This window comes from Corynebacterium sp. 74A, from assembly GCF_008930665.1.
GTDB classification, from domain to species: domain Bacteria; phylum Actinomycetota; class Actinomycetes; order Mycobacteriales; family Mycobacteriaceae; genus Corynebacterium; species Corynebacterium megadyptis.
The window spans coordinates 1-18,096 of record NZ_PQMG01000008.1 but is presented as its reverse complement, the minus strand read 5'-3'; the positions used below and the strand labels follow the sequence as shown (position 1 = coordinate 18,096).

The window sequence follows — 18,096 nt, the reverse complement described above, 5'->3', positions numbered from 1 at the left end:
AAGATTAGGCGCGCTCGACGGGGTTGGCCAGACGGCCCAAACCGGGGATCTCGATCTCGATGTGATCGCCGGGGAACATTTCCGCCGTTCCTGCCGGGGAGCCGGTGGAGATAACATCTCCCGGCAGCAGCGTCATGGACGCGGTAATGAACTCCACGATCTCTCCCACGGACATGATCATCTGCGAGGAATTGGAATCCTGCTTAGTCTCGGTCACACCATTTTGGGTCAGGTGCGCCTTAATGGGCAGATCCTCAAGATCGAGGGCGTCGAGGTCCGTTTCGATCCACGGGCCCAGCGGGCAGAAGGTGTCAATGCCCTTCGCCCGCGACCACTGGCCATCGGAGAACTGCAGATCGCGGGAGGAGACATCGTTGATGACGGTGTAGCCGAGGATCACGTCCTTCCAATTCTCGGCCTTGACATTCTTGCACGGGCGACCGACGATGAGCGCCAACTCGCCCTCGAACTCCACTCGAGTGGCGAAATCGGGGATCTTGATGGCAGCGCCCGGGCCCACCACAGCCGTCGGCGGCTTCAGAAACAGCGTTGGGGGCAACGCATCCGCAGACTTCTTAAACACCTCCGCCACATGGTCCGCGTAGTTGCGCCCGATCGCGCAAATCTTCGACGGCAGCATCGGTGCCAGCAATTTCACCTCAGCGATCGGCCAGCTACGGCCCGTGAATTCCGGCTTAGTGAAAGGAGTCTCTTTGATCTCCTTCGCTACCTGGTCTTCACCTTCCCCCTCGATGACGGCGAAACACATTCCTTCTGGGTGGGCAATTCGTCCAAAACGCATGCCGACCATCTTAACCAGCCCGTACTTCAACGCGCCGCTAATCGGGCATAAAACCTGCTACAGCACGGCGGCTCTCCCACCAGATGGGGTTAGTTTCCGCGCTGCTACTACGCATCAGCGCTACCCATCCCCCATCGCGCTCGCGAGCAGGGAAAATCAGGGCTGCCTAAGCGACACCACTCTGATGCGTAGTCACAACTGAATATCACGCACGGTGGAGTACCCAAGATGGGCTCTCATGGCTAGGTAGAGCTCGGCGCAGGCGATGGCGTCGATAAGCGCATTGTGATTGGGATAGCGCGGCAAGCTATAGCGAGCACGCACCCGTGGCAGGCGAAGGTCCTCACCGCGCGGATAGGTCGACATCTTTTCCATGTGCGTGCGTTCGAGTTGAAAAGTGTCGGCGGTGGGCACTGTCAGGGACGCGCCGAATTCCTGCTCGCAGAGCGTAGAGAGGAAGCGCTGCTCGATCGGGGCGAAATGCACCAGCATGGTGGTGCCCGCGAGCCGCGGAAGGAACGCCTCCAAGGCCTCGCGGGGGCTGTAGCCAGTGGCAAGTTGGGTGTCGGTGAGATGGTGAAGAGTCGCGGAGGTACCGACCGAGCGGTCCTGTTTGATGAGCATATAGCCGGCCTCGCCGAGATGGATTCTGCGGCCACGCACCGGCACCCACCCGATCGAGAGCATGGCGTCTTTTTTCGGATCCAGGCCCGTGGTCTCAATATCGACGGCGAGCAGCTCCGCCTCGTCGAGGGGCGTGCGCGGGTTCTGAGCGGCGACGGCCTCGAACTCGGCGAGCGCGCCGGTGGCCTTCTTTTTTCCCCAGCCGAACATCAGATGCTCCGCACGGGGTATTTGGTGCTCAGGGCTGATTGCATCGAGCGGATGATGGAAAAGGCATCACGGAGGCCTTCGCGTTCGATGGTGCTGAGCTGTTTGGGGTCGATGTGGTAGTCCACGGCTTCTGGGGCGGCGCCACTACGCAGCTGCGCCGCCTGGTGGCGCTGCACCACGGTGTTAAGAAAATGGAAACTATCGAGCAGATCAGCCCCGCCCTTGGCGGAGACCCAATTGCTGGCAATGGCATATTCCAAGCGCTCGGAGGTGCCGAGAGGCCGCGTGCTGATATCGGCGGGCGCGGATAGGGCAAAGAGGCGAGCCATTTGCACGATCGTGGCAGTGCCGCCCTTTTTCACGTTGAGGGTATTGGCGTAGTCTCCGCTGCGTTCCACCACGAGCCCGCGGAAGAACCCCAACGGGGCATCGCGTCGCGCCGCGAGAGCAGCCAAGTGGGCGTGCATCCTGCGCGCGCCGTGGGCTTGATCATTCGCGGATTCGATGACCTCCTCGGCGAGCGCCAAGGTGCCGGCTATACCGCGCATATCGAAGAACACCTGCGTGTGCAGCACCGCCTCCGGCTCTGGGGCGGATACCCACGTGTGAAAGGTGCGCTTCCACTGGCTCACCGTCATGCGCCATTCGGGGTTGGAGGCCATCATCTCGCCCGGGCAGAGCACTTGGCCGGCGGCGGCGAGCCGAGTGCACACGCGCTCATAAAACGTGGCGAAATAGTCTCCATGCGCGCCGGGGTCGAAGTCATCGGCGAGAATGAGCGCGTTGTCCTGATCGGAGGCGAAGCCCATTTCGCGGCGCCCGTGCGAGCCGAGCACCACGAAGCAATAGTCCACAGGTGGCGGCCCCATCTCCTCTTCCGTGAGCGCGATCAGCCGCTGCGCCAGGGCATCGGCAGCGAGGGTGAGCAGGCCAGAGACCTCCGCAGGATCGGCGCCGCGCTCGATGAAGCGGGCGGCCACCTCCTTCGCGGAGCTATAGACCTCTGCGAGCTCCGCATCGGTTTCGGCCCGCTCCATATCGGCGTGCACGAAAATCGGATCATTGCGCAGCAGGCGCATGATATCGCCCGAGGCGACGATGCCGACGAGATTGTGATCATCAATCACCGGCAGGTGGTGGATGCGGTATTGCGCCAGCAGCAGCATCGCTTCGAAGCCGCGCATCGAGCTGCTCACCGTCACCGGATCCGGGGTCATCACCGCAGAAATCGGCAGCGAGGAATCGATCGCCTCCGCCACCACTTTCTTGGTCATGTCCCTATCGGTGACGATGCCGAGCAGGCGTACCGTATCCTGTGCCGCATCGACGAGCACCCCCTCCTCCAGCGCGCTCTCCTCGCCTTCGACCACCAGCAGGCTGGACACGCGCTGGGAGGCCATGCGCGCCGCCGCCTCTCTAATGGAGGTATCGGGGCTACAGCAGGCGGGCCGGCGCACCATGCACTCGCCCACCAAGCTGCGCAGCGCATCAGAGGCCGATTCCTCCCGCATCTGGGAGGCCGTCGCTCGAATCCGCTGCGACTGCGAGGAGAAAAAGCGATGCACCTGCGGCTGGTTTTCGCAGAGCTCAAGAAATGCCTCACACGGCAGTCGCAACAGAAGGCTATCCTCCACCGCGACCATCGTGTACAGCGACGGGGAACTATCGTCGAGCGTCGAATAGCCGAAAGAACGCCCAGCGTCGCGACGATCGAGCAGCAGCCCATCCTCGCCGAGCACATCCACCGCGCCCGAACGAATGATATTGAGATAGCTATTGGGCTGTCCCGCACTAAAAATGACCTCGCCGGCGCGCACATATTCCACCACCACATGCTGGGGCAGCTGACTCAGCGCTTCCGCCGAGAGATGACTAAAGGGCTCATGCGCCGACAAAAAATCGCGGATCTCTTCCAGTTCTACGTTCATGCCCCGTAGTGTAATCCACTTCACTTTTGACACGACGTGTTTTAGACCAAAATGATCCGCGATTGTGACCTAGATCCCCAGCGGGCCATCATTGCTTGACGACGTCACCCTCCTGCTACTACGCAGTAGGACACCGACAGCAACGCCCCAGGCGCCCCGAAGCCGCGCGAGACCCGTGAAGCCGCGCGAAGCACAGGGCGACTCGAGGAGCGCGCAGCTAGCTCAAGCGAGCGACGATATCGTCTCCCACCGCCGTGGTGGAGATAGCGGCATCGACATCGCGTGCCGATAGATGATTCTGCACAGCCCCCTCGATGCGCTGGGCATTAGCCTCATCATCCAGATGACGCAGCAAGAGCGCCATCGAGAGAATGGCGGCCACCGGATCGGCCACACCAGTACCGGCGATATCGGGGGCGGAGCCATGGACAGGCTCAAACATCGAGGGATTCATGCCGCTGGCGTCGATATTGCCGGAGGCAGCTAGACCAATGCCGCCGGTGATCGCGCCGGCCTCATCGGTGAGAATGTCGCCGAAGAGGTTGTCGGTGACAATCACATCGAAACGGGAGGGGTCGGTGACCAGGTAAATCGTGGCGGCGTCGATATGGCAGTAATCCACGGAGACCTCGGGATAGTCCTTAGCCACCGCATCCACGGTGCGCTGCCACAAGGAGCCGGCGTGAACGAGCACATTAGTCTTGTGGACCAGCGTGAGCTTCTGACGCCGCGACTGCGCCAGATCGAAGGCATAACGCACCACGCGCTCGACACCGAAACGGGTGTTCTGGCTCACCTCGCTGGCCACCTCGTGCGAAGTGTTCTCCCGCAGGGTGCCGCCATTGCCGGCATAGAGCCCCTCGGTACCCTCGCGCACGACCACGAAGTCCACATCGCCGGGATCGCGCAGCGGCGAGGTGGTGCCCGGATAGATCTTGGATGGACGCAGATTCACGTGGTGATCAAGGGCAAAACGCATCTTGAGCAACAGGCCTCGCTCCAGCACGCCCGGGGGAACCTCCCCTGGCGCACCGATAGCGCCGAGCACAATGGCGTCGTGGCGCTTCAGCTCCGCCAGATCATCCTCGGTGAGCAGCTCGCCATTGCGGAGATAGCGGCGCGCCCCGAGGTCGAACTCGGTCGTGGCAACGTCGTCACGCACTGCATGGAGCACCTTCAGCGCTTCGGCCGTGACCTCCGGCCCGATACCGTCGCCGCCGATGACTGCAAGTTTCAACCCAGATTTCATAGAGTGATACACCTTTCCCATATAGTGAACAGCGCTAGTGTAGCACGTTAGCCCTGCCCCGCGAGCACAATAACCGTGCGCTGCAACTGCAGCACCGCCGCCACCGCGCTACGCAGCGCCGCGTCGAAACCAGTCTCGTCACAGCCGGCCACCTCCACTGCGGTGTGCACCGCACACCACCAGCCCTGCTCCCCTTTCACCGGGAATGCCGCCGCATCATCGACCTTGCTGGTCGCGAAATTGCACACATGCGCTAACTCTCCAGGTTCGCCGTCCACCTGCGACATCGCGACCACCTGCAGATGCCCGCCACGAGTTGAGCCAAAGTCCACTGGCAGGCCATCGATAGCAAACTCAATACGCCCAGTCTCAGCCGAGGGATGCACCTCACTGACCCCATGAGCCGTGAACCACGCAGCCAAGGACTGCATCACTGCCGCACGGGCGGCATCGTCGGACTCTTCCGCCGCAAGGTTCGGAGCGGGCTCAGCAGAGTCCGCGGCGGAGACCATCCCGCAGGCTGCCATGGCCCGGTCCCGGTACGCCGGTTCCGAGATGCTACTACGCAATAGAACTGTGCCGCTTTCGGCATCAGCGACAAGTTGGGCGCCGGGATTGGCGGAATTATAGGCCGCAACTGCGAGAAGAGCGCGGGGATAGTCGTCGACGGTGAAGCTCACGGGCAAAGTCTCAGAGTGCATAACTCTGTAGCGTAGTAGCCCCTAAAAATAACCCGCGTGACTACCCGAGTATCGCTACTCGGAAGCCACGCGGGTATCAGCTCATCCCCCGCTGCCCTGCCGCAGCGATCAGGCGACGACAGCGAGGGGGCGACGTGATTAGTCCAGGGAGAGCTGGAAGACGAGGGAGGCGTCGAGCTTCTCGCCGATGCTCTCCACGACCTCTTCGGGAATTTCCTGATCGATGCGCAGGATCAGCGTCGCGCCGGAGCCGGTGGCGTCCTGAGACAAGGCGGCGGCGTTGATATTGACCCCGCACTCGCCCAGCACGGAGCCGACGATGCCCACCGCGCCCGGGGCGTCGGTGTACTGCAGGAAGAGGTTGTGGCCTTCGGCGCGCAGATCGAGTCCGCGGCCATTGATGCGCACAACCTTCTCCACGCTGTTCAACCCGGTGAGGGCGCCGAAGACCTCGACGGCGCTGCCGTCGCTGGCGATGACCTTCACCCCAAGAACGGAGCGGTGGGTCTGGGCCTCGGTGGCGGTGGAGACATCCAGCTCCACGCCTCGGGACTCGGCGATCTGCGGGGCGTTAACGAAGGTCACGGGCTGATCGACGGTGGTGGCGAATACGCCGCGCAGCGCCGACAGGCCCAGCGCCTCAATGTTCTCGGAGGACAGCTCGCCGCGGCCTTGGACCTCGACGCGCACGGCAGCGCCGTCGAGCAGGTGTACTGCCACGAGGCCCAGTTTGCGGGCCAGCTCCAGCCATAGGGCCACTTCCTCGCCCACGGCGCCGCCGGAGACGTTGACCGCATCGGGAACGAACTCGCCGGCCAGGGCCTTGAGCACGGAATCGGCCACATCGGTACCGGCACGGTCTTGGGCCTCAACAGTGGAGGCGCCCAAGTGCGGGGTGACGACTACCTCGGGGCAAGCGAATAGTGGGGAGTCCGTGCAGGGCTCGGTGGCATAGACGTCGAAACCGGCGCCGCGGATGGTGCCGGCCTGAATGGCGTCGACAAGCGCCTGCTCATCGACGAGACCACCGCGTGCGGCATTGATGATGATCTGCCCCTTCTTGGCCTTGGCGAGCAGCTCGGCGTCGAACATGCCGGCAGTCTCCGGGGTCTTGGGCAGGTGGATCGTGACAAAATCGGAGCGCTGCATGAGCTCCTCGAGCTCCACGAGCTCCACGCCCAACTGGCCGGCGCGGGCCGGATTGGCGTAGGGGTCATAGGCGATGATGTCGGTTTCGAAGGCGCGCAGTCGTTGGGCAAACAGCTGGCCGATGTGGCCGAAACCGACGATACCCACAGTTTTTCCGTAGATTTCCACGCCCTTGAAGGACGAGCGCTTCCACTCGCCTGCGCGCAGGGTGGCATCGGCGGCGGGGATCTGGCGCGCGGTCGAGAGCAGCAGCGAGATGGCGTGCTCGCAGGCGGAATGGATATTGGAAGTGGGGGCGTTGGCCACCATCACTCCCTGCTCGGTTGCGGCATCGATATCTACATTGTCGAGTCCCACGCCGGCACGACCCACAATCTTCAACTTCGGCGCCGCGTCGAGCACCTCCTTGTCCACGGTGGTGGCAGAACGCACCAGCAGCGCGTCGGCGTCAGCGACCGCAGCGAGCAATTCGGGACGGTTGGGACCGTCAACCCAACGCACTTCCACGGCATCTCCGAGCGCATCGACGGTGGACTGGGCGAGCTTATCTGCGATGAGAACGACTGGACGGGTTGTCTCGGTCACGAGGAATCTCCTGGGGATTGGGGTGTTGGGCGGCTTCCGGCTGATGCGTGACGACGCCGCCACGACTCCATAGAAAGTCTGCTATTCCAGACTTGCGGTGAGGCCAGAAACAGGCCCACCCTCTGCTGCGTAGCACAGCGTGGGTGGGGCCTTTTAAATCTTAATGGTTACGAGGCCAAACCTTGATGAATCGGCCTCAATTGGGGGGATTTATTGATAGGACACAAACCACGGACGCGGCGTGATGTCCATCGTCTGTTCCGGAGTGAAGGTGGGAGCGTCCTCATCGTAGAAGTTCTTCCACGCCAAGAAGATGCGCGGGTCGAGGCCTTCCTTGAGTACGTCCCAGGTTTGGAACTTCAGATCCGGAGTGCCATGGCCATCAGCGTGCAGCACAATGGCGAGCTCGGGGTAATCCACATTCAGCTGCTCGCGGTTACGGATCATCTGGAGCTGGAACTGGTGCAGCACCAAAGGCTTCTGCGGCAGGTTGTTTTCGTCGACCAACTCGGCGAGCCAATCGGAGACCTCGTTCACTTCGGCAGCGTCAACATGACCCACATTCTGCAGGGGCAGCTCACCCGGCCCGATCTTCCATTCCGGGTCGAGCGCCAGGCCCACGTTGGGGCGCTTCAGCAACTCTTCGTAGAGCTTGGCCTGGTCGAGCAGGCGAGCCCGGCCAGGCTGCAGATCGAGCACAGCATAGCCGCCGATCTCGGTGATGGCGTCGAGATAGTCGAGCAGCTCCTCGCTCGTGGCCTCATTGGAGTAGTCATTATCATCACCCGGATCCGAGGAGGCCACGGTGGCCATCATCTCGAAGGCGGGGATGACCGGATCGTCCACGTACTGCTGGTACTGCTCGGCGATGTTGACCACGCGCTCCGCGGCAGCCGCAGAATCCTGCTCACCCATCGCACCCAAGGCAGGTCCGGTGTGGTGGCCGTAGAGGGCAACCACGTGGCGCCCTGGGAAGACCAACTGGCCGCCACCGGGCTGTTCCTCGGTGACTTCTTGGCTGCGCACAATGCGCTTCTTCAGGTTCTCCTTTGAGCCAAAAAGACGACCCAAGGCGATCACCGGCTTATCTTCCATGCCGGCCACAGCCTTGATGCCCTCTTCCGAGGCGCGCGGGTCGGGCCACGGCAGCGCAACGAGGTCGGCGCCCCACGCCTTAGCGGTGGCCGTCGCCGGGATACCGCTCATCGGGGAGGTCAGAACCACCGGAGAGTTGCCGTCGTCAAGCGCGGACTGCGCAGGGAAACTCTCCTGCTCCTGCGCCTTGCCCTCGGCCGGGGTGGAATAGCCCTCCGGAACCAGCAGGGTTGGCTGCTTGGGATCCAGATTCACAATGTCCGTGATGGCCTGTCCGGTATCGTCGGTGGTCTTCTCAGTGAAGCTCTGCGAGGTGGCGGCCTCCAAGGATGCGATGGTGCCTTCGTCCTTGATGAAGGTGATATCGGCATCATCGGTTGCCTCTGCCGCAGCGAAGTCAGTATCGCCGACCAGCAGCACCTTGGTGGCCTTGAGACGCTTGAGCTCCTCGAGGATCGCGGCGCGGTTATCGGGAGTATTCATCAGCATCGGGGCGTGGGCCACGGCCGCGATCGATGCGCCACGCAGCTGCGAGGCCATAGCCTTGCCAGAGACCACCGCTGTCTCGGAGTGGTCATAGAAGAGCTTGGAGGCGTCAATACCGGAGAAATCGTTATCGCCTACCACGAAAGGGGCCTCGCCGAAACGGGGGTCCACGTCGCGGGCTGCCGCAGCATTCGACGCCGCCGGTTTATTATCGGCGCCGCCATTGTTATTCGAGCACCCCACTCCCACGCTGGAGAGCATGAGCACACTCGCGGCGATCGCGATAGCCTTGTTCTTCTTCACTAAATAATCCTCTCGCCCGGACGGGTTCGATTACTGGTTTGCCTAGGTCCTAAACGTATCTGCCCACCCAGAGGACGCGGTCGCTGCTGTGGGCTTGGCGCGCACTACGCAGCAGCCCGGCACTACTCGGTGCGCCACTGTGCCGAGGTCACATGAGCGCACGCCGAAACGCACCCCGGTGGGCAGTATCGACAGCTTAGCCTAGCGCATCTTATTACTCTCCCGTGCTTTCTTCGGGGCATTGGAAGGCGTCGGGACCCTCGTGGCCACCACGCAGATCGTTTTCATCCACGTCGTGAATCGCCTCGTTGCCCATGGCTTCCTCAATGGCCTGCACCACGCGACGGCGGCGATCGGAGAAGAATTCCTCTGCCTTAGCCGCGTGCAGATACTCGGGGGTGAGCATGGAGGTGGCGAGCACTGCGTCGAACTCGGCATCTTCCATAATGGACTTCGACTGCACCCGCGGCAGATAGCGCGAGGGCGGGGTTCCCGAAATCACCACCTGGGTGCGCCGCCCCATGGGGGCACGGTTGAGCACCGAGTTATACAGCACGGGGTCCACGCCCTGCTCTGCGCACCACCGCGGCGGGAAGATGTAGTGGAATCCGGCGTCAAGATCCTCGATATTTTCGCCGGTAAACTCCAGCCCGGTGCGCCAGTCCTTGGCGCCGCGGCCCATCATAAGCGCGAAGATTCCCTTATAGGCGGTGGAATCGGCGTCGATACTGAGCAGACGCGATTCGGCGAAGCGCGCCTTCGCCACGCTCGCGGGAAGCTCCACATCCGCAGCAGCGTCAGACTCCCCTGCTGCACCGGACTCCCCCGCTGCACCAGCCTTCTCAGCGCGGGCGGCGGCGAGCACCCAGCGCGGCACCTCATTGACGTCTCGGGCGGCCCGGTTAGCCACCGCGGCGGTGCCGTAAAGCTCGCCCAGAATAACGCACCAGAACCACCGGTAGAGCCGGTCCCATGCTTTGCGGGACTGCCATACTTCCGGTTCCTCCTCCAGAATCGCAAGGATGACGGCCAGCGCCACCAGCTGGGAGGTATAGGGCACCTGGTCGCGGGTGAAGATGCGGCGATCGCGGAGGAATTTCGCGGTATGCGCGAAGGCCACCCGCATCGACTCGGCGGCCGGCTTGTACTCCTCCAAGGTGAGCTGGAGAATATCCTCGCGCTGGCCTGAGGCGCGGCCGCGCCGGTAGGTCACCAGCAGCGTCACGGCTTTGAGGAAGTCGGTGGTGCCGACATCGCCCAAGACCTCGAAATTGGAGAGCACATCCTTGGTCTTCTTCCAATCGTCTCCCAGCTTGTACTCGCTGTCCTCGGTGGCAAAGACCGAGGTGAGAAGATCGAAAACGCCCATGCGTAGTCCCCCGGAGTTGGCGTGGGCAAAAATGGAGCCGATGCCGCCGGTGTGGGTGTCGCGATCCAGCCGGATCATCGGCACGCTGTAGCGAGATAGCGGGCGCACGACGCGGTTCATGATGGTCTTCGTGCGGTCGCGCGTATCGGCGTCGCCCCGGGCGGCGAGATCGAAGAGCATATTGGCGCCCTTGTCATTCAACAGGTCAGCAATGGGAATGACCTCATTGCTCAGCTCCGCCTCATGGTCGGTGACCCCACCCTCGATGAAGGGGCCGAAATGGGTGTGCACGATGCCGTTCTCGTCCACGGAAAACACGGCTTCATCGGGCAGGATATCGCCCTCGAGCGCCTTGTTGATGTCCAGATAGAACTTGCGGCGCACCCGCTTCCGGCGAAAGTCCACGGTGTCGATGTCGCCATCGCCGCTCAAGGTATGAAACAGCGTGGTCAGCCGCTGCTGGCCGTCGAGAAGCAACCATCCCGGATCGGAGCCTTCATTCGGCGCGCCCTGCAGCGGTCGCGGCTTGAAGCGTACCGGCTCGCCGCGCACATCCAGCGTCATCAGCGTGCCGATCGGATAGCCGCGCAGCACCGTCAGGATAAGGGCACGTACCCGATCCACATCCCAGCGGAAGGAGCGCTGGAAATCCGGTAGCTGCAGATCACCGCGATTGATGCGGGCAAACAGGTCAGTCAAAACATAGCTTGGCGTACTAAAACCCATACCCTTAAACCTAGCGCCTCATCCCCGTCGCGGCGCGATAGCGCTTATCGACGCCGCCCCGCGACACCTACTCGCTTTGGCATTCGACTTCCTCATGCCCTGCATGCTCCTCGGATTCAATCTGAATGGTGGCATGCCCTAAGCCCATATCCTTCAACGCGGCAGTGGCGGTGTCGAGGACTACGCAGTGGCGCGAGGAGTCCAAGGAATCGTCGACCACAAGGTGGCAAGAACACAGATGCGTAGTGCCATCGAGACTCCAGATGTGAATGTCGTGTACCTGCCTGACCTGATCGATCTCGATGAGACGCTGCTCCACCTGCTCGACGGTGACCCCGGCCGGAGCGTGCTCGAGAAGCACTTGGCCGGCATCGAACACCAGCCGCAGGGAGCGCGGCAGAATCATCGCGGCGATAATGACACTTGCAATGGTATCGGCTGCCACGAAGCCGGTGTAGCGGATAATCAAACCGGCAATAATGACAGCTACCGAACCCAACAGGTCGGTAAGCACATGCAAATAGGCCCCACGCAGGTTCATACTGTCGTGCTGCCGCCGCACCAAAACCACCGCCGCGATGGTATTCACGACCAAACCGATAATGGCGACGATGAGCATCATGCCGGTGTCCACGCTGTGGTCATGGCCAAAACGCCCAATTGCCTCAATGAAAATATAAATTGCAATACCTGTGACGGTGAGGGCATTGATGAGGGCGGCGAAGACTTCCATGCGCTTATAGCCAAAGGTTGCGCCTGCGGAATGCGCGGAGCGCCCCACCACCATTGCGATGAGGGCGATAAAAAGCCCCGCCGAATCGGAGAGCATGTGCGCCGCGTCGGACAATAGAGCCAAAGATCCGGAAATGAGGCCAACGATGAGCTCGGCGAAAAAGACCGCAGCTGTCAGGCCGATAACGATTAGCAGCGCCCGCAGCGAGTCGGTGGGCACATGCACATGCGCATGGTCGTGGCCATGGGCGTGACCGTGGTTATGGTCGTGGTTGTGGTCGTGACCGGAGTCGTGCGCATGCTCCTCGTGGGAGGAGTGGGAGCCGTGGGAATGAGGGGAGGAGGTAGTCATGCCTGACAGCCTATCCCCTATTTTCATTAAATGCCAGTATTGAAAATATTATGGGTAGCCTATACACACAAAAGCCCCACCACAGGGTGGGGCTTTTGGCTATATGGGGCTACTACGCAGTGGCATCCAACGGGTTCTTCACCCAGGACATCATGTCGCGCAACTTCGCACCGGTCTTCTCGATCGGGTGATTGGCGATCTGCTCGCGGTAGTCCTTCATCTTCGGCTGGCCGGCCTCAACGTCGGCAACCATGTCGCGCACGAACTTGCCCGACTGGATATCAGCGAGCACCTCTTCCATGCGCTTCTTGGCCTCGGCATCGATAATGCGCGGGCCGGCGACATAGCCGCCGAGCTCAGCGGTCTCGGAGATGGAGTAGTTCATGTTCTCCAGGCCACCCTCCCAGATGAGGTCCACGATGAGCTTCATCTCGTGCAGCACCTCGAAGTAGGCCATCTCGGGGGCGTAGCCCGCCTCGGTGAGCACCTCGAACCCGGTCATCATCAGCGACTCGAGACCACCGCAGAGCACAGCCTGCTCGCCGAAGAGGTCGGTCTCGGTCTCCTCGCGGAAGGAGGTGACGATCACGCCGGCGCGGGCGCCACCGATAGCGGCAGCATAGGACAGCGTGAGGTCCTGGGTGTCGCCGGAGGGGTCCTGGTCGACGGCGATCAGGCAGGGCACGCCCTTGCCGTCAACGAACTGACGACGAACCAGGTGACCGGGGCCCTTGGGGGCCACCATGCCCACGGCGATGTCCTCGGCGGGGGTGATCAGGTCGAAGTGGATGTTCAGGCCGTGGCCGAAGAGCAGCACATCGCCGGGCTTCAGGTGCGGCTCGATCTGCTCGGTGAAGATCGTTGCCTGGGAGGTATCCGGGGCCAGGATCATGATGACATCTGCCCACTCGGACACCTCAGCGACGGATCCAACCTCGAAGCCAGCCTCTTCGGCCTTGGCGGCGGACTTGGAGCCCTCGCGCAGACCGATCTTGACCTCGACACCAGAGTCGCGCAGACACTGAGCGTGAGCGTGCCCTTGGGAGCCATAGCCCACAACCGCAACCTTGCGGCCTTGGATGATGGACAGGTCGGCATCGGCGTCGTAGAACACTTCAATAGCCATGTTGGAGAGATCAACCTTTCATTGATGGAAATACTAGGGGTAGCGTATCACTTACTGGGACTCGAAGTCCACTATTTGAGACGCCTTCTTGTGGTTGGGCGTGAGAATACGAGGACCACGGTGCATCGCGATCTGGCCGGACTTGGCCATCTCCCGAATCCCGAAGGGCTCGAGCACCTCGAGCAGCGCGTCCAATTTATCGGGCGCACCGGTGGCCTCGATCACCATGGAATCGGGAGAGACATCCACGACGCGGGCGCGGAAGAGATTCGCCGCATCCACCACCAGGGGGCGATGGGCGGCATCGGCGTTCACCTTCACCATGAGCAACGCCCGCGCGATCGTCTTCTCTGGCTCGAGGCGCACCACCTTGAGGACGTGGATCAACTTGTTCAGCTGCTTGGTGATCTGCTCGATCGAGTCATCATCGGTGTGGACCACGATGGTGATGCGGTTGACGCCGCGCGTTTCGGTACGTGCCGAGGTGATCGCGCTCATGGTGTACGCCCGACGGCTGAATAGCCCAGCAACGCGGGAGATGATGCCGTCGACATCCTGAACGAGCACGCTGAGAGTGTGACGATGGATTTCTTCAGACATTGATTCTTATCCTTCTCTCTTAGCCGCGCGATGCGGAGTCGGTATCGGCAGCATTCGCTGCGGTGTTCTCTGCGTAGTCGCTCTCTGCCTTCGAGGCGTGCGCCGCGTAGCCGGAGGCATTGCCATCGGAATAGTCCGAGGCGGACGCGGCCGAGGACTCTTCGTCGAAAAGCGGACGCAGATCACGGGCATATTGAATATCCGTGTTCGAGGCACCGGCCGAAACCATCGGCCACACCTGGGCGTCTTGACCCACGATGAAGTCGATCAGCACGGGCCGGTCGTTGATCTCGCGCGCCTTTTGAATGGTGGGCACGATGTCTTCTTCTTTGGTCACGCGGAAAGCGACACAGCCGAGCCCCTCAGCGAGAGAGACGAAGTCCGGCACATACTCGCCTTGCTCGCGCAGCTTGGTGTTGGAGTAGCGACTCTCATAAAACAGGGTCTGCCACTGGCGCACCATGCCGAGGTTGCCGTTATTGATCACGGCCACCTTGATGGGCATATTCTCAATCGCGGAGGTCGTGAGCTCTTGATTGGTCATCTGGAAACAGCCATCGCCATCGATGGCCCAAACTTCCTTATCTGGGCAGCCCGCCTTGGCGCCGAGGGCAGCTGGCACGGAGTAGCCCATGGTGCCCAATCCGCCGGAGTTCAACCATGTGCGCGGATGCTCGAAGTCAATGAACTGCGCCGACCACATCTGGTGCTGCCCCACGCCAGCACAGTAGATAGCGTCTGGGCCCACTGTTTTAGAGAGCTCGCGAATCACGTGCTGCGGGGTGAGCAGGCCATCATCCACATCGTCCCAGCCGCGCGGGAAGCGCTCCTTGAGTGAGTTGAGATAGCTGTGCCACGCGCTGAGGTCCTGGGTATGAACAGACTCGGAGTCGAATGCGCGATTGAAGGCGCTCAGCACCTCGCGGGCGTCGCCGACGATCGGCACATCAGCCACCCGGATCTTGCCGATCTCGGCGGGGTCAATATCGGCGTGAATCACCTTGGCTTCAGGGGCGAAAGAATCAACATCACCGGTGACGCGGTCATCGAAGCGCGCGCCGATGGTGATGAGCAGATCCGCGCGTTGGATCGCCCCCACTGCCGAGACGGTGCCGTGCATGCCCGGCATGCCCATGTTCAGTTCATGATGAGAGGGCACAGTGCCCAGCGCCATGAGCGTAGTCGCCACCGGAATACCGGTTTTGTCGATGAATTCCTGCAACTCCTTGGACGCATTGGCCTTGATGATGCCACCGCCGGCGTAGATCACCGGCTTGGAGGCTTGGGAGATGAGCTTGACGGCCTCATCGATCTGTCGGCTGTGCGGAGTCACCGTCGGGCGATAGCCGGGGATCTTGATCTTCGGCGGCCACTCGAAGGTCATCTCGGCGTTTTGCACGTCCTTGGGGATGTCCAGCAGCACCGGTCCGGGGCGTCCTGTGGTGGCAATGTGATAGGCCTCGGCGAAGACCCGCGGGATGTCATTGGGGTCGGTGATCATGTAGTTGTGCTTGGTCACCGGCATGGTGATACCGCGGATATCCGCCTCTTGGAAGGCATCCGTGCCCAGCAGGGAGTGCCCCACCTGGCCGGTAATGGCCAGCATCGGAACGGAGTCCAGCATGGCGTCGGCGATCGGGGTGACCAAGTTAGTCGCGCCCGGACCAGAGGTGGCGACGCACACTCCGATACGGCCGGTGGCCTGGGCATAGCCGGTGGCAGCATGGCCCGCGCCCTGCTCGTGGCGTACGAGTACGTGGCGCACCTTGGTGGAGGAATAGAGGGGATCATATAGCGGCAATACGGCGCCGCCAGGAATACCGAAAATGGTATCGATTCCGATGAGTTCCAAGGTCGTTACGATTGCCTGCGCACCAGTCATGCGCTGACCATTCACGGCATCCGCCTGTGAGGTCTGGCTGTGGTGCGCTGCAGCCTGCGATGAGGGCTGTTGCTTCTCGGCCACGGTGGATTGGCTCCTTGTTCGTTGCTGTCACTTGCTATGTACTACGCAGCAGAGTTGTCCCACCAGCACACCGAAAGATAGAGGCGCGGGTGGGCATATCCTGCCGGCGGGGAGTGAAACATCAGCTGTGTAATTATGTCGTAGCACTCAACGGCGCCTCGAGGGGTGGTGGAGGGACACAGACCGCTGATAAACCAAAACCCTCGGCGGGAACTCGTCTGGTGTTCGAGTCCGTCGAGGGCGCGTGCTGTATGGGACGACTAGTACCGACCGCTACGGCGCGCGCCGCTCGGTAATTACGAGTACAAGTCGAATGTTGGTCATGCGGCAATAATACACAGCAGCCCTCGGAACTCACACACAATTCACAGAAACTACCCCCATCAGACGGCAGCGCCGTCGAACCGGTCGCGCTACGACCGACACACCACTTCCACACCGCGGCCGCATGCTGCGGCAATAGCGAGCACACTGCCGGCAACCGCGGACGGCACCAGCGCCACGCCGGCGGCGGAACTAAAAAATGCGGCTGAGAGTTAGATGAGAGCGGGTCAGGAAGGCTGCGGGTGGGCGTCGATAAGCGCTGATAACTCGTTGGCCACACTGCGGGAAACGACTATTTTAGAAACCACCATGCTCACTCAAGCTCAGTACATCTTCTACCAAACGCTCGACTGGATCGTCAGCCAAGGTCTCACCCTTATCCTTCTCATTCTCTTGGGCCTACTCGTACCCCGAGTCGGCAGGCTCATCAACCGCTACGTGCAATCCAAATGGGAGGACTCCGAGGAAGACCGCAAGGCCAGTCTCGCGCTCGTCGGCGCGGCCGTCTACATCGGCCAAGGTATCGCCTATTTCCTCCTCATCCTCGTCTTCTTCAAAACCTTAGGGCTCTCGCTGGTGGGCGCCGCCGTGCCGGCGACCGTCATTTCTGCTGCCCTCGGTTTTGGCGCCCAGGCCCTCATCGGCGACTTCCTCGCGGGCTTTTTCATCATCACCGAGAAACAATTTGGTGTCGGTGACTGGGTGCAGTTCGAAGGCAATGGCATCAGCGTCGAGGGTGACGTCATGCAGATCACCATGCGCGCCACCAAAATCCGCACCCTCAACGGCGAAAACGTCACTGTCCCGAACGGCACCGCCCGCGTGTGCATCAACTATTCCAACTACTGGGCCCGAGCTGTCGCAGTCCTTCCGGTGCCGCTGCTGGGATCCGACTCTGTTGAATCCGCCATCAGCCGCTCCACGAGCGCCGCCGAGCGCGCCCTCAATGACCCCATGGTCAAGCGCGATATCATCGGCGAACTCGAAGTGCACCCCGCCGTCGATGTCGTCCCGCCCACCATCGTCGGTATGCCGTGGATGATGACCATGCGCTTTATCGTCCAGGTCAATCCCGCCCGCCAATGGGCCGTCGAACGCGCCATCCGCACCGAAGTACTCAAAGAATTCTGGGACGAATACGGCTCCGCCACCACCGTCGATGGCATGCGCGTCGCCGAGCTTCGCGACGCTACCACACGCCCGCTCGATGCACCCCACTCCCTCGCAGCCCGCTATTCGCTTGACGACGCCGCCCGCGCCGAGAACAACCCCGCCGACAAGGCGGCACGCGCCGCTGGCGGGGCTGGCGCTGCGGGCGCTGCCGCTGGTGCTACTGCCGCGTCGACCCCCGCAGAGGCGCCGACCCAGCAGGCTGCCGCTGTAGCCGATGAACGCACCCGTGGCTTCCCTGCCACCGACGCGCCGGTGACGGAGGAGCCTGGCGTCGACAAGCGCGATGACGAGGAAGACCAGGGCCCCACGCACATCTTCCGCACAGACGTCTACGAGCAGCGCTGGAAGCAGGCGCTCTCGCTCGGCGGGCGGACGCGCGTCTCCACCACGCTGATGATGATCGCGGCGCTGATATTGCTGATCACCAAGCTACTGACGGTGCAACCAGCCGAGGACTGGCGGGCCACGACCCGCTTCGTGGACCCAACCACCTCCAGCAGCCAGCCCTCCACTCCAACCTCCACCATGCCGGAGACCACGCAATCGCCCGAAACAAGCGAGCCGCAAGTAACACGCGAGCCCACCGCCACCAACCC

General features: G+C 62.0%; 13 protein-coding genes. 1 reads left to right on the top strand and 12 read right to left on the bottom strand.

The window, feature by feature from the left end:
• Positions 1-4: 4 nt before the first annotated feature.
• From GBB11_RS10355 to GBB11_RS10300, 12 genes are all read right to left on the bottom strand, one after another.
• Entirely contained in the window at positions 5-802 is a 798-nt protein-coding gene (locus tag GBB11_RS10355; protein ID WP_151550118.1) for a fumarylacetoacetate hydrolase family protein, read from the bottom strand.
• Between the two features lie 192 nt (positions 803-994).
• The gene (locus GBB11_RS10350; protein ID WP_151550117.1) at positions 995-1,636 is read right to left on the bottom strand and encodes an exonuclease domain-containing protein; all 642 of its coding nucleotides are present in this window, start codon (positions 1,634-1,636) and stop codon (positions 995-997) included.
• Complete coding sequence (locus tag GBB11_RS10345; protein WP_151550116.1) at positions 1,636-3,564, bottom strand: DUF294 nucleotidyltransferase-like domain-containing protein; 1,929 nt, start codon at positions 3,562-3,564, stop codon at positions 1,636-1,638. The genes GBB11_RS10350 and GBB11_RS10345 overlap by 1 nt, the downstream gene beginning before the upstream one ends.
• Before the next feature lie 217 nt (positions 3,565-3,781).
• Positions 3,782-4,801, bottom strand: a complete 1,020-nt coding sequence (locus GBB11_RS10340) for a 3-isopropylmalate dehydrogenase (protein WP_151550171.1) — start codon at positions 4,799-4,801, stop codon at positions 3,782-3,784.
• A 59-nt stretch (positions 4,802-4,860) separates the two neighbouring features.
• Entirely contained in the window at positions 4,861-5,514 is a 654-nt protein-coding gene (locus GBB11_RS10335) for a hypothetical protein (protein ID WP_151550115.1), read from the bottom strand.
• 138 nt (positions 5,515-5,652) lie between these two features.
• Positions 5,653-7,248 (bottom strand): phosphoglycerate dehydrogenase, encoded by a 1,596-nt coding sequence (gene serA, locus GBB11_RS10330; protein WP_151550114.1) that lies wholly within the window; start codon positions 7,246-7,248, stop codon positions 5,653-5,655.
• A 210-nt stretch (positions 7,249-7,458) separates the two neighbouring features.
• Entirely contained in the window at positions 7,459-9,132 is a 1,674-nt protein-coding gene (locus tag GBB11_RS10325; RefSeq protein ID WP_151550113.1) for a cell wall-binding repeat-containing protein, read from the bottom strand.
• 214 nt (positions 9,133-9,346) lie between these two features.
• Positions 9,347-11,227 carry a DUF262 domain-containing protein gene (locus GBB11_RS10320; protein ID WP_151550112.1) on the bottom strand — a complete coding sequence of 627 codons (1,881 nt, stop codon included), beginning with the start codon at positions 11,225-11,227 and terminating at the stop codon, positions 9,347-9,349.
• Positions 11,228-11,294: 67 nt separating this feature from the next.
• The gene (locus GBB11_RS10315; RefSeq protein ID WP_192796389.1) at positions 11,295-12,311 is read right to left on the bottom strand and encodes a cation diffusion facilitator family transporter; all 1,017 of its coding nucleotides are present in this window, start codon (positions 12,309-12,311) and stop codon (positions 11,295-11,297) included.
• A gap of 112 nt (positions 12,312-12,423) precedes the next feature.
• Positions 12,424-13,437 carry a ketol-acid reductoisomerase gene (ilvC, locus tag GBB11_RS10310; RefSeq protein WP_151550111.1) on the bottom strand — a complete coding sequence of 338 codons (1,014 nt, stop codon included), beginning with the start codon at positions 13,435-13,437 and terminating at the stop codon, positions 12,424-12,426.
• Between the two features lie 51 nt (positions 13,438-13,488).
• The gene (gene ilvN / locus GBB11_RS10305) at positions 13,489-14,037 is read right to left on the bottom strand and encodes an acetolactate synthase small subunit (protein ID WP_151550110.1); all 549 of its coding nucleotides are present in this window, start codon (positions 14,035-14,037) and stop codon (positions 13,489-13,491) included.
• A 19-nt stretch (positions 14,038-14,056) separates the two neighbouring features.
• The gene (locus GBB11_RS10300; protein WP_151550109.1) at positions 14,057-16,003 is read right to left on the bottom strand and encodes an acetolactate synthase large subunit; all 1,947 of its coding nucleotides are present in this window, start codon (positions 16,001-16,003) and stop codon (positions 14,057-14,059) included.
• Between the two features lie 633 nt (positions 16,004-16,636).
• Here GBB11_RS10300 and GBB11_RS10295 point away from each other — a divergent pair.
• Positions 16,637-18,096 (top strand): mechanosensitive ion channel family protein (locus tag GBB11_RS10295; protein WP_192796447.1); only part of this gene is annotated, 1,460 nt, incomplete at its 3' end.